We start from the raw sequence: 13,162 nt of genomic DNA, 5'->3' as shown, positions 1-13,162 counted from the left end.
TTTTTCGTGCGGCCGGCAGTAGGAAAGCGCGAGCAAGGCGTAGCCGGTGACGAGATTGGCGTCGCCTTCCAGCCAGCGGGCATTGGAGTTGGTCCACGAACCGTCTTCGTGCTGGCGCTTGGCCAACTCGGCCGCCAGCTCTGCCCGCTCTGCCCTCCGTGAGCGTCCGGGCCGGGGCGCGGTAAAAGCGGGACGACGTCGTGCTCGGCAGCCCAGCAGTCGCCGCCTTCCTTCGCTTCACGATGATGCAAGGGCGTCCCGATAGAGCGCCTCAAGGCGTTGTGCGATGTGGGGCCAGTCGTAAGCTTTTGCGGCTTCGCGGAGTTGCCGTTGCCGAGCGCGGGGGTCCTCTGGGAGCAATTCGGAACAGCCCGCGGCGATGCTTTCGGCTGTAGCCGCCACAACGCGGCCCTTGAACGGCTGGTCGATCAACTCGGCCATCGCGTTTTCCTCGCCGACGCAGACCACGGCCGGAAGACCACAAGCCCATCCTTCGACGACCGCGATGCCAAAGCCCTCGCGCTCCGAGGGCGCGACGAGCACGCGGCTTGACTTCATCAGCGCGTAGACTTGCTCGGCCTCGGGCAGCTTGCCGTGAAATCGCACGGCGTCGCCAAGCCCGAGATCTGCCGCTCGGCGCTCTAATCTTCGCCGCTCCGGCCCGTCGCCAACCACGGCCAACGTCGCCCCCGGCCGCGCTCGGCGCACGTGCGCCAGAGCCTCGATCGCCAACTCAACGCGCTTGTGGGGCAACAAGCGGCCGACGCAAATTAGGTCGAACTGTTCGCCAAGTTCACGAGCAGCAACCACAGCCTCGAAATCGACGCCGCAGGGCAGTACCGTAATCCGCTCACTCGGGTACCCCGCGGCCATCAATCGTCGCCGGGTCATTTGGCTGACGGTGAGTACCTGCGGGGAGCATCGCAGGGCCAGAAGTTCGACGCGCCGACCGGCCCATCCCCACCATCCGAGATAGCGGTCCCAATATTCTCCCCAGAACTCATACCAGGTAACCACCAGCGCACGGCGGCGAAGGCGGCTGACTAGCCACGCGGCCGGCACGGAAAAGAACGGGAAGTTGGCCAGGTCCCAGACCTCATCGTCGCTGCGCAAAAGAGCCCGCAATAGCCGCGCGGCAAAGACAATCGCCTCAATGATCCGCCGACGCCCATCGGCGCGATACAGCGGCACGGGCCGCCCCAGCGGCATGTAGTGGCAGCCAGCCAGGCACCGCGCACCGTCGTCCCCCCAATAGTGAAATCCATAAAGGGCCACGCGGTGACGGCCACGAAGCTCGCGCGCCAGCGCGTAGTTGCGCCGTTCGACTCCTCCGGCCACGAACGGATAAACGGCGTCGTAAACCAGGGCGATTCGCATAATGCACTTCCACTTGGCGGGTTGCCGAAACTTGACCGATTCTATCGAACCCTCGCCTCGATAAAAAGGCGGTTGTGCGTTGCCGCTTGCCATTTTCGCGCGATGCCGGCAAGATTACAGCGACGCCTGCGTGTGGTCAGGCCTCCAACCTGGCCCGTCAGGCTCAAAAGCCTGACCTACGTATTGCAAGCGGTTTTTGCGATTTTCAAATGGTTCGCTCGGATCCCTGGATCGATTCTCTTGTCGCCCCCATGTGGATCGCCTCGACCGCGGCCACGGCGATGGGCGGTTTTCGCATGGCGAATGCGCTTTTCCCGCGCGACAAGCCGGCGGCGCTGGCGATGCACACCATCTTGCTGACGTTGGCGACCATAATTCTGCTTTTGACGATCGCCGGCGCGCTCGGACTCCTCTACCCTTGGGGCATGCTGCTCGCCGTGCCCGCGGTTCAGGCCACGGTGCTCGCCATCGTGCGCCGCGCGGCGGCAAGCCGACGGCTGCCGGATATCGAGGAACCAGCGCGAATCGTCCCGCGCCGACGGCCGCCCTGGCGCCGTCTGCTCTGCTCCGGCCTTTGGCTGGTTGTCTTCTCGTTCGTCACGGCTCACGTCGCGCTGCACGGACTGGGCTACTTCCCCTTCGATTACGATTCTCTGATGTACCACATACCGCTGGTCGACCATTGGCTGCAGACGCGCGGCTTGGACGCGACCGACACGGCGCACTGGTGGCTTGCCGCGAACAACGAGCTTCTCGCGCTTTGGATCGTCGGCCCGTTCTCGGGCGATTTCCTGATCGGGCTGAACAACCTTCCAATTTTCGCGCTCTGGGTCGCCGCCGCCATCGAGTTGGGTCGGCTATTGCGGCTTCCGCCCGCCGCGCGCCATCTGGGCGCCTTGGCAATCGTGTGCGTGCAACCGACCTTCGATCAGGTCGCGCGGGCGGCCAACGATCTCGCCGTCGGCGTCTATTGGCTTGCCGCGCTTTGCTACGCGCTGCGGTATCTACGATCTTGCCGGCGGGCCGATCTCGCGCTGTACGGCGTCTCCGTCGGGCTACTAGGCGGCGTGAAGTATTTCGCGGCTGGCTACGCCGTCGTTCTACTTGTCGCGGTCGGTTTGGCCCTCATGGGGCGAAACGGTTGGCGGCGCGCGACGCGCGACGTGCTGCTGGCCGTCATCTTCGCGGCACCGTTTGCCGGCTACTGGTACTTTCGCAACCTCGTCCTGACAGGAAGCCCGCTTTACCCGATGGGCCTGCGCGAGCCGCTTCCTGAGGTCGGCTATCCGGCCGGTCTCTGGTCGACGACGCTCGCTGGAAACAGGAATCCAGATTTGTTCCGCGCCGCGTGGCAAACGCTGTTAAACGTGATGGGGCCTTGCCCGACGTTCTTTGTCGTCGTCGCGCCGCTAACGCACACAGGCCTGCTCGCTCAGGCTCTCTTGGCGGGGCGCGCGCAAATGCGACCGCGTCGGCGCGATCGCGCGTCGCTGTTGTTGGTCGCGCTCGTGGGGGCCGCCGCGGTGTTTCTCGTAACGCCGTTTAGCGTGGAGAACGAGCCGGGCACACTCAATCAGCTTTACGCGGGGCAAACCCCCGCGCGATACAGCCTCTGCTTCTCGATCACGTCAGCGGTGGCCGCGCTGTACGTAGCCTACGGCCTCGTGCCGCGCGGATCGCGCACCTGGCACGCCGCCATAACCGTTGGGGTGGCCGCCATCGCGATCTGGCAGGTGTGGTCGCGCGTGGCGCGGACGTGGCCCTGGCTCGCCCTCTATTACGACGCTTCGGATCTCTTGCTGACCGCCCTCAATATCATACTCGCCGCGCTGGTCGTTTGGGCCTTGGTGACGCGAGCGACGCCGAGGGGCCGCGTCTATGCGTTTTGCACGGCGGCGCTGATGGTTTGCGTGCCTGCGGCTGGGGTCTACTGCCTTTCCAATTGGTGGCACAGAGGGTACGCGGCGCGGTTCGACTGCGATTTTTCAACCGATGTGTTCACCCAGATTGAGCGCCGCCTGCGCGATGCCGCACGGATCTGTGTTCTCGAAGATCGGGTCTATCCCTTTTACGGCTCTCGGCGGCAATTTCATGTGTGCAATCCGCGCACCTTGACCTCGCCCGAGGCGCTCTGGCGCTACTTGGGCCACCATAGGGTGGATTTCGTCGCCACGAAGCGCCGTGACTGGGTCGCCCTCGATTTGTACGGGGAGACGCCTCGTTGCGTTGATGCTTTTCCCGAGATTTACCCGCGCCTCGCTGGCGGTCCGGGCTTTGATATCCGCGCGGTCAAGGTTAGGGCAAACACAATTTTCGCGCAAAAGTGGCCTGCCGCCCCCTAGGAAAGTCGCCAATCGACGAACGCGCGAGCGGGGCTGCGCCGACGCACCTGCTCCCTGCCCCTTGACAGTTGCTGGCGGCCACACTAAATTCGCGCTGGTTTGGTTCAAAGACCCTCTGCTATTGCGAGCATCGAAAATGGGCGAAGACAGGCCTCTCGAATTCCGTGCCGGCTTGGCTGCAATGCTGTTGAGTGCGGCAGTGGTGATCGCTGGCTGCGGCAAGGCCACCGTCGCGGAACCCGTCGACGCCGTCACGTCGGGGCCGCAGAATGCGGTCGCGACCGATCACCCAGAGCCGTCGCCTGTGGTGTTTGAACACGACGCGGGGGCGGTCGTCGCCGGGGCGACCGTTTCTCACTCATTCACTTTCACGAATCCGTCCGCCGACGAGCTCGTCGTCGAGCGTGACGAAGACATCGGGAGAAACTGCGGTTGTACCAAACTGCTTCTGAGCAGCCGGCATCTCCTTCCCGGCGAAACCGCGACAGTCGACGTTTCCGTCGACACGACGGCGCAAATTGGCCCGATCCAAAAGGGCGGCTCCATTCTCTGGACGGCGGCTCGCGGATCTCGGCACACGGCGAGGTACATCATTAAGTGCGACGTGACGATGGCGTTCGAGCTAGAGCCGGAGTCGTTGTCGTTCGGTGCTGACGACGTGCTGCAAGGTGCGGTCAGAGCGGTTCACTTGCGGAGCAGTCTGCCCATCGACTGGATGTCGATCGCCGCCGCCAGCACTTCCACGGCGTTCGAGGTCGTCTCGTGCAGCGGCGATTCCGGGGGGGGGGGGGTCTGCCGCGTAAAATGCGTGGCGCTGGCCGATGTAGAAGGCGAGCAGGCCCTCGCGAAAATCTCCGCGAAGTTACAAACCTCGAGCGGCAAGGCCCCGCAAAGCACGTCGAGCGTCCTGCCACTTTTCTTCCGCCGCGTGATCGGTCTCGAATCGCATCCGCGACTAGCGGCCGTGCGCGTCGGCAGCGATGGCATTGGCAAGACGAAACTTTTGCTCAGCGGGCCAAAGCTGGCGTCGCAACCGATCAGCTCCGTCGCTGCGGAAGGGTTTGAGGTTGAATGGCAGTGGGCGCCGGCGCGATCGGACGCCGGTTTCCTGACAGCTCGGCTACGTGTTCAATCACGCGCGGATGCCCCGCCCCCACGGCGCGGCGATCTGGCCGTCACTTGCGGGCCTGGAGAGCCCCTGCTGGTGCCGTTCAGGATTGTTAAATAGCCGGCGCCTGCCGGATGATGATATTGTTTTTTGTTCCTATGACAACTCTTTAGGAAGGAGTGTTGCAAATGTTAGTCCAACGCCGGTTGAGATCATTAGAGGCAGCGTTCGCCGCCGCGGGGGCTGGTTTGTTGTTTCTCGGAGCGATCTTGGCCCTTGCGCCACAATCGCGATGGGCGCCAATCGCGGCGGAGCGACTTTCCGCCATGCACCTGGGCCAGCAGTGCCCCGGGGCGCTGCAATCATGTTGCCTCAAAGGTTTGATGACCTCATGTAAGACCAACGCCGCGCTCGGGTGCTTCTCAACTACCGGGTTCCAATGCAAGACCCAGGTATTCACCGGAAGCTGCACCAACGCCACGTGCAAAGGCGTTTTGTACAAAGCTATCTGCACTCAATCGTACGTCGCGTTCCCCGTCGACTCATGCACGATTATAGGGGGGCCGCCGGCCCAGGGGAATTGCCCCATGGGACAAGCGTACTGCCCGTCCAACTATCTTTCCGCGGACAAGAGCGGGCAGACCGTCCCTGTGTGCATCTGCGCCAGCGGCAACGTGTGCGTCAACGGCCAGCCCAATCCCGCGTGCGGATAGGGCGGCCACAGGCTCGCCTCCTGACGCACGCCGCACCGGGCCGCGTGCAAGCTTCTGACAAGACGCTGAGGTAATCGATGCTTCCATCACTACGGCTCTCTTTCGCTGGAATCGCCATAGTAGCTTCAGGATTGCACGCCGCCGTCGGCGGCAACGGCGTTCAAGCGGCGGTGCCCTCCGCGGACGCGGACGTCGTCGTCGGTGGCGTTGTCGCGCGGGCCGGCGCCCTGGTGAGCGGACGCATCGAGTACCGTCTCGAGTGCGGCTTTGCCGGAAAGGGCAAGCCCATCCACAGCGCCGACTACAGGCTAAGTCTGATGGGACGGAGCTGGGCGCTCCGGTCGCCTGTAAACCCTGGTGTGGCGATTGACCATCGCGGCATGCATCTTAGTTACCTTGAGGCCAAGTTTCTCGATGGGGGGGGCGTGCATCGAGTCGCTAACATTTTTCCGCCAGAGCCGATCGACGCAGACCATCCGTCTCCGCCTTATTACGCCGGGACCATCTGGATTAAGGGCTGCACCAAATTTATCGACGAGCACCGCGCCGAGGCCAAGTTGCTCCCTGGCGAGCTGCGCGAGGGCGTCGCCACCGACATCGTCGAGTGGTCGGTCGACAAGGGCCACATCAATACAGCATTCGGGTGGCCCAGTGAGGCTTTGAAAGACGGCGGCACGTTGCGGCTTCACGTCGCTCCCAGCCTTGGCTATGCGCTTCCGCTGATCGAATATCTCGATCTTTCGGGTAAGCCGCAACTTCTGTTCAAGTCGAGCGACTTTTTTGAGGCTGCCCCAGACTTCTTCTTACCCCGCCGATGCGAATTCCGGGGCGCGCCCGGCACGGACAGCGATTACTACACGCGTTATGACATCACGAACGCGGAACTCGTCAACGACGTGGTCCCGGAGGAAGACTTCCAGATGGCGCTCGCTCTTGGCACGCACATCAACGACTCGCGTACGCCGGGAAACACGACGGTCTTCATCGTTGGGAAGTTGCCCGTGCTCACCGGCGACCTGCCGGAAATCATCCGCGTGCCCGACGTCGCCGTGAGATCACCGTGGCTGCGGCCAATACTTATTGGATGCACCGTTGGACTATCTCTTGTGGCGATCATCGTTGTCTTGCAACGAATGCACCAATTTCCGTTTTCGACGAGATAAATGGGGTGCGCCGACGTCACGCTGATTGCTCATTCAGGCGCAAAGGAACGAGGGATCTCGCCTTGCTGACACCGCAACTTGTAATGTGCTGCTTCACCTTCACGTTTGGAGGTGGCATCTCGTCGGCCGATATCGACGAGTACGTCGCGCGCTCGCGCGTCAATCGCGTGGCCTGCGCCCCGCTCTCGGTCTGGTATTGCCTTCGCCGGCTGGGACGCGATGCGCGACTCGAGGACGTCACCGATCGCGCGCAGCTCGCCGATGACGGGGTGAGCGCGCCGCGACTCGTCGAGCTGTGCCAGTCGTTCGGCTTGCGACCGCGCGCAATCGCTGGACCTCGCGACGCGTTGGCTGAATTGCCCGTCCCCTCGATTCTGATTATAGACGACCGGCACTGCGTCGTGTACGACGGCATGGCTGGCGAGACGACCGCCCATGTTTTTGAGCCGGTCACGCGTCGCGCCGGTGCAGAGCGGACGGAGTGGTTGCGCGAACACTGGACGGGAGAAGCGATTGTCTTTGCCGAACTGCGGCCCTCGGTGGCAAGGCTTTTTTCCGCCGCGCTGCTCGCCGCCGGCGCGACGATGGCGGGAGCGTGGCTCGCGGTGCTGGCCTTCAACCGCCGGGCGCGGCGACCGCGAGCGCCCGATGTTTGAACAAACGGCGACAGCGACCCTTTCCGCCCCGCGTTCGGCGCTCTCAGGTGCGGCGCGCGCCACCGATGCCGGGTTTCGCATCAAGGTGTTCATCGCGTCCGTCCTCACGGTCCACTTAGGGCTCCTTGCCTGGTCCGCCACGCGACAGAGTCCGACGGTTGACGAGGTTGCGCACTTGCCCGCTGGGATCAGCCATTGGCAGTTTCGCTCGTATTCGCTTTACGCGGTGAATCCGCCGCTTGTCAGAATGATTGCGGCCTTGCCCGTGCTCTGCGCGTCGCCGCGCACCGACTGGCGTCAGTCGGGCGCGGCCATGGTTTCGCGGCCCGAATTCGCCGTCGGTACGGACTTCATCGAAGCCAACGGAGAGCGGTCGTTCTGGCTCTTTACGATGGCGCGCTGGGCCTGCCTTCCGTTCAGCGCCCTAGGCGCACTCGTGTGCTACCGCTGGTCGGCCGACCTGTTTGGCCCGCGCGCGGGCGCCCTTGCCTTGTGGCTGTGGTGTTTCAGTCCAAACGTTCTGGCACATGCCCAACTCATCACGCCTGACCTTGCTGCCACATCACTTGGCGCCGCCGCTTGTCACGGATTTTGGCGATGGAGCAAGCGACGGACGTGGTGCTCCGCCATCGGGGCGGGCACCCTCATCGGCCTCACCGAAATCACAAAGAGCACTTGGTTCATTTTGTTTGCCTTACTGCCGGCGCTTTGGCTTGTGTCGCGCGCGCCTCAGAATGTCCATCAGCATGGCGTGCGGTGGCGCGCAGCGGTTCAGTTCGCGACCATGTTGGCGCTCGCGCTATTTATTATGAACCTGGCCTACGACTTCGTGGGCAGCTTTCGTCCGCTGGGCAGCTACGGTTTCCACAGTTCGCGACTTGGCGGTGGCGATAGCGGAGCCTTTCAAGCGCGCAACCGTTTTACCGGTCGCTGGCTTGGCACGCTGCGCGTTCCTTTTCCCGAGGACTACGTGCAGGGCGTCGACATTCAGCTATGCGATCTTGAAGGCGGCCGGTTCTCCTACCTTCGCGGCGAAATGCGCCGCGCCGGCTGGTGGTACTACTACCTGTACGCCTTCGCGATTAAGACGCCGTTGGGAACATGGTTGCTGGCGACGATTGCTCTTGCAGGTGCGCTGGCCCGCGGGGCATGGAGGGCCGGCCTGCGCGATGAATTAGTTTTGCTACTTCCGCCGGCCTCGATTCTAGTACTCGTGAGCTCCCAAACGGGAATGAATCAACATTTCCGATACATTCTGCCCGCGTTGCCTTTTGTTTTCATTTTAATTGGCCGCGCTGGCCGCGCCCTGTACGATCCTCAGGGGGCCGTCCGGTGGCTTGTCGCAATAGCGGTGGCTCTCTCAACGGCAAGCAGCCTGCGAGTCTATCCGTATCAACTCTCATATTTCAACGAGCTGGTTGGCGGGCCGGAGCGCGGCCATGAACACCTGCTTGATAGCAACATTGATTGGGGCCAGGACTTGCTCGAGCTCAAGCGTTGGCTGGACAGCCACCCCGAAGCGCGGCCGTTAAGATTGGCCTATTTCGGCATGTTTGATCCGCGCATCGCGGGAATCGACTGCGATCCGGTACCCGACGTTGCACGCTGCAGGCTACCCCAAGGATGGTATGCCCTGAGCGTGAATAGTCTGTACGGGTACGGGCTAGGAGGGCTGACCTTCGATCCACGTTACGCAACTTTTCGGCGCTTGAAGCCGGTCGCCATGGCGGGCTACTCGATCTATATCTACCACGTTGGCAGCGGGCTCGATGAGTCTGTTGCCGGAGCCGCAGCACCCTCCGCGGAGGGCTTGGCTTTACGTTTCAAAGCGTTAAAAGCTAACAAGCGCGACGGCAGACCAAGACGCCCCTCGGTAGGAGACTAGCGATGTGTCGCTCGAGAAAACGCCACGGAATCACGATCGTCGAGCTACTCGTCGTGATTAGCATCATTGGGATGCTGCTGGCCCTTCTGTTGCCGGCGGTGATCGCGTCGCGCGAGCGAGCGCGGGCGATGCAATGCGCGAACCATTTGCGAAATCTGGGGCTGGCGATGGTGGGCGAGGCAACCGCGCGCGGCCATTTCCCCGGAGCGGGGTATTTCAGCGCGGGCGCCGTGCAGGACCGCCACAACTGGGTAGTTGCGCCCTTGCCGCGAATCGAGCGCCGCGACGTCCAGGCGCTGTGGAATTTCGATAAGCTTTATGAAGATCCCGGTAACCGCTCCCTCAGCGCGACCCAAATCAACGTTTTAATCTGCCCCGACGACGACAGCTTCGTGCCGGGGGAAGGAAACCTGAGCTACGTTGTCAACCTGGGGGTCGGTTGGACAGTTCCCAGCGATTGTCCGGCGATTTGGCGATCGGCGTCCTCGCCAACGCCGGGAATCCACCCGATTGATCTGAATGGCAACGGCGTTGTCTGCCCCGCCAACGAGTCGGCCGACGGTGCCCCGTCGGACCGCGACTTGTATTACCGCATGGGCCTGTTCTTCCTGGAGAATTGGCCGATGAGCTTCGGCAGCCACCGCCATCACTCGCTCGACTCTGTACGCGACGGATTGTCGCGGACCATCATGCTTTCAGAGAATGTGCGCGCGGGGTACGACGCGGCCAGCGGCGCGACTTGGGCCTCGCCCAGGCCGCGTGCGAGCGCCTTCGTGCTGAGCGGATACATTTGCGAGAACGCGAAATGCGCCGCCGGCAACGTCAATCTGGCCAAAGCCAACGACCACTCCGGCGGGCCGTGGTCTTACGAAGCGATCAACAGTGGCCTTCGCGAGAAAGAGGGTCAAGCGCCTTGGCCAAACTCGTTTCATCCGGGCGGTGTCAACGTGCTGTTCGCCGACGGCCATCTGCAGTTTCTTTCGGAGGACGTCGAGGGCCGCGTTTACGCGGCGCTAGTCAGTCCGCTGGGTGTTGGGCTTATTGGGCCGCTTGCGCAGCCGCCCGTGGGCGATTTGTAGGCCAGGGGCGTCTGAGGATTTTCGAAAGGGCTGAAACATGCAGACTGTCGCGGAGCCCGTGGCTCAGGCAACACAGTTGGAGAACGATGCCGCGGAGGTCATGGCGTCCAAGGGTGTGCCGCTTACCGTTCTGATGCCGTGCCTCAACGAAGAGCGCACCGTTGGCCGGTGCGTCCTAAAAGCGGTCGCCGAAATGGCCCGTTTGCGAATTACGGGCGAGGTGCTGGTCGTTGACAACGGATCGAACGACGCCAGCGTCGCGGTGGCGCGGGCGTCGGGCGCACGCGTGGTGGTCGAGCGCCGCCGCGGATACGGTGCGGCGCTGCGCCGCGGCTTTCGCGAAGCGCGGTTCGAGTACGTCGTATTCGGTGACTGCGATGAAAGCTATGACTTTAACGAGGTCGGGAGGTTCGTGGAACGACTGCGGAGCGGAGCGGACCTGGTGATCGGCAATCGCTTCGCCGGGGGTGTCTTGCCCGGCGCCATGCCCTGGCTCCATCGGCGAATCGGCAATCCGCTGCTGTCATTCTTGGTGAACGCGATGTATCGCGTTGGCGTGGGGGATTCGCAATCCGGGATGCGCGGGATGAGCAAGACGGCGCTTCGCGCGATGAACCTGCGCATGTCGGGCATGGAGCTCGCCAGCGAAATGCTGATCAAGGCGTCTCTAGCCGGCCTTCGCATCGAAGAGATCCCGATCATTTTGGCTCCCGACGGCCGGGACCGGCCACCGCACCTCCGGAGCTTTCGAGACGGGTGGAGGCATCTCAGGCTGATGCTCATGCTAAGCCCACTGCACCTTTTTCTGTTGCCCGGCTTGCTGGTCGCGCTGATTGGCGTTTGCGTCATTCCGTTGCTGCTCTTCGCCGGTTACGGTCAACACGACGGTATGTTCGGTCCAAATCTGATGTTTACCGCCTCCATTCTTTCGATCTGCGGATCTCAGGTGGCCCTGTTGGGCGTGCTGGCCAAGATGCACGCGGCGGCGATGGATCCGGTTTTTGAAGACCGCCGCCTTGGGCGTCTCACCGCGGCGCTCTCGGTGGAGCGCGGGCTCGTCACGGGGGTGGCACTTTTGACGGCGGCGGCCTTTTGCGGCCTACCGGTGCTCGCGCGTTATGCCAGCAGCCTCGAGGTCAGCAGCCCGGGGCTTTGGATTCTGGCTTGCACCCTATTTGTGCTGGCCGTTGAGACGCTCTTTGGTTCGTTCCTAATCAGCATCTTCGACATGCACCGGCGCGATGACGACCAGCCGCAGCTCGAGGGCGCAAATGCCTCCATCGATTGATTTCCGGTCTGCGCGCGCAGGCCGCCGCGCGCCCGCGATTGCGTATTCGTCCATGCGCGCGCGAGCGCTGTTTCGGGAACTGATGTGTTCCGCGCCGTTTCAGCCAGCCACGAACGTGTGGCGCGCCATTGAGCTCTCCGCGCTCGGCCCCAAGCTGCCGAGCAGCGGAAACGTTCTCGACATTGGATGTGGCGACGGCCATGTGACGCGCATTTTGCGCGAGGCGGCGCGGGCGCGGTGGCGGCTGGTCGGCGTGGACGCTGACCCCCACGAGACGAAGCTGGCCGAGCAAGCGGGGATTTACGACCGCGTCCATACGGCCCCTGCGAACGCGGTGCCCGAGGAAGACGGTGCGTTTGATTTGGCCATAGCCAACAGCGTCTTGGAACACATTTGCGAGCTACCATCGGCCCTTGGCGAAATCTCGCGTTGTCTGGCGCCAGGCGGACTGCTCGCCGCCACCGTCCCTTCCGTGGAGTTCCACGAACTTCTAGCGGGGCCGGCCAAATTCAGCCGCCGCACGCGCGCGGCATATCTGGCTGACATCGATCGACGCCTCGCGCACGTCAACTATTGGTCGCGCCAGCGTTGGCGTGAGGAGCTGTCGCGCGCGGGATTCGGCGCGCCTGCCATCACGGGCTATCTTTCGCTGAGGCAGCTTCGCCGATGGGAAACGTGGAGCAATTGGACGGGCGGCATGCTCTACCGGTCATTTGGCCGCCAACGGTCTCCGATTGCCATTCAACGATCACTCGGCCTGCGGCGTCGATTTCCGCGTGCCTTAGGGCTGCTTGCCTTCAAGGCGGCGTGGGCGGCAACGGCTCGCATCCTTGACGAACGTGCGAGCGACGATGAACCAACCGCATGCTGCCTCATTCTAGTGCGGAAGCGATTGATTTAGGATTAGGAGTGACCTGTCGTTGAGGTGGCGAAGGCGGGCGTTCGTATTGGCCCCTGAAACGCTGCCATATCAGCGACGCAAGACGGCCGGCCTTTTGCCCATCAGTAACTTCTACGAGCAATATCTGCTGCGTCCGCTCGACTCGGGCGGGCTGACGTACCGGGAGGGCGTGTGCCACGCCACGCGCGGCCCGGAGCAGATCAAGGCCGGTTTGCGAAACGGCCCTGGCCGAGCTGGCCCGCGGGGCGTTGCGCGGAACCTGGCGGTCCGAAGCCGACGCGGCCGACGCGCTGCTGTCGGCCATCGATCGTCTGGCCGCGGCGATCGGCGTGCCGAGGTGTTTGAGCGAGCTTGGCGTTCGCCGCGAGCAGCTTGCCGACCTTGTGGCCGGATCGCGCGGCAACAGCATGAACGGCAACCCCGTGCAGTTGAGCGACGACGAATTGAGCCGACTGCTGGAGTCGGTCCTCTGACCTGGCGACGCTTCCAGGTTCAGAGTCACTCTACTTTACTTTTTTTCGTGCGGCCGGCAGTAGGAAAGCGCGAGCAAGGCGTAGCCGGTGACGAGATTGGCGTCGCCTTCCAGCCAGCGGGCATTGGAGTTGGTCCACGAACCGTCTTCGTGCTGGCGCTTGGCCAACTCGGCCGCC

General features: G+C 63.2%; 10 protein-coding genes and 1 pseudogene. 10 read left to right on the top strand and 1 reads right to left on the bottom strand.

Annotated features, from left to right (window positions below; translation table 11 throughout):
• Nucleotides 1–237: 237 nt before the first annotated feature.
• A complete protein-coding gene (locus VNH11_29040) occupies nt 238–1,377 on the bottom strand; it encodes a glycosyltransferase family 4 protein (GenBank protein ID HVA50430.1) in 1,140 nt (379 codons plus the stop codon).
• A 209-nt stretch (nt 1,378–1,586) separates the two neighbouring features.
• On the opposite strand from VNH11_29040, the gene VNH11_29035 reads away from it, so the two are divergent.
• The 10 genes and pseudogenes from VNH11_29035 to VNH11_28990 all read left to right on the top strand — a co-directional run bounded on the left by VNH11_29035 (nt 1,587) and on the right by VNH11_28990 (nt 12,985).
• The gene (locus VNH11_29035; GenBank protein HVA50429.1) at nt 1,587–3,719 is read left to right on the top strand and encodes a hypothetical protein; all 2,133 of its coding nucleotides are present in this window, start codon (nt 1,587–1,589) and stop codon (nt 3,717–3,719) included.
• A 61-nt stretch (nt 3,720–3,780) separates the two neighbouring features.
• Complete coding sequence (locus VNH11_29030) at nt 3,781–4,947, top strand: DUF1573 domain-containing protein (GenBank protein ID HVA50428.1); 1,167 nt, start codon at nt 3,781–3,783, stop codon at nt 4,945–4,947.
• Between the two features lie 467 nt (nt 4,948–5,414).
• Nucleotides 5,415–5,540, top strand: a complete 126-nt coding sequence (locus VNH11_29025; GenBank protein ID HVA50427.1) for a hypothetical protein — start codon at nt 5,415–5,417, stop codon at nt 5,538–5,540.
• 230 nt (nt 5,541–5,770) lie between these two features.
• A complete protein-coding gene (locus VNH11_29020; GenBank protein ID HVA50426.1) occupies nt 5,771–6,703 on the top strand; it encodes a hypothetical protein in 933 nt (310 codons plus the stop codon).
• A gap of 62 nt (nt 6,704–6,765) precedes the next feature.
• Entirely contained in the window at nt 6,766–7,359 is a 594-nt protein-coding gene (locus tag VNH11_29015; protein HVA50425.1) for a cysteine peptidase family C39 domain-containing protein, read from the top strand.
• Nucleotides 7,352–9,244 (top strand): hypothetical protein, encoded by a 1,893-nt coding sequence (locus tag VNH11_29010; GenBank protein ID HVA50424.1) that lies wholly within the window; start codon nt 7,352–7,354, stop codon nt 9,242–9,244. Before VNH11_29015 ends, VNH11_29010 begins: the two co-directional genes overlap by 8 nt.
• 2 nt (nt 9,245–9,246) lie before the next feature.
• Nucleotides 9,247–10,323 (top strand): DUF1559 domain-containing protein, encoded by a 1,077-nt coding sequence (locus VNH11_29005; protein HVA50423.1) that lies wholly within the window; start codon nt 9,247–9,249, stop codon nt 10,321–10,323.
• 76 nt (nt 10,324–10,399) lie between these two features.
• Nucleotides 10,400–11,611, top strand: a complete 1,212-nt coding sequence (locus tag VNH11_29000; GenBank protein HVA50422.1) for a glycosyltransferase family 2 protein — start codon at nt 10,400–10,402, stop codon at nt 11,609–11,611.
• A gap of 115 nt (nt 11,612–11,726) precedes the next feature.
• Nucleotides 11,727–12,512: a class I SAM-dependent methyltransferase gene (locus VNH11_28995; GenBank protein ID HVA50421.1), complete on the top strand. Its 786-nt coding sequence runs from the start codon at nt 11,727–11,729 to the stop codon at nt 12,510–12,512.
• 218 nt (nt 12,513–12,730) lie between these two features.
• Nucleotides 12,731–12,985, top strand: a pseudogene (locus VNH11_28990) (iron-containing alcohol dehydrogenase).
• The last annotated feature ends 177 nt before the right edge of the window (nt 12,986–13,162 follow it).

The organism is Pirellulales bacterium (assembly GCA_035533075.1).
Lineage (GTDB): Bacteria > Planctomycetota > Planctomycetia > Pirellulales > JAICIG01 > DASSFG01.
The sequence above is the reverse complement of the archived record's forward strand: the minus strand, read 5'-3'. Positions and strand labels throughout refer to the sequence as shown.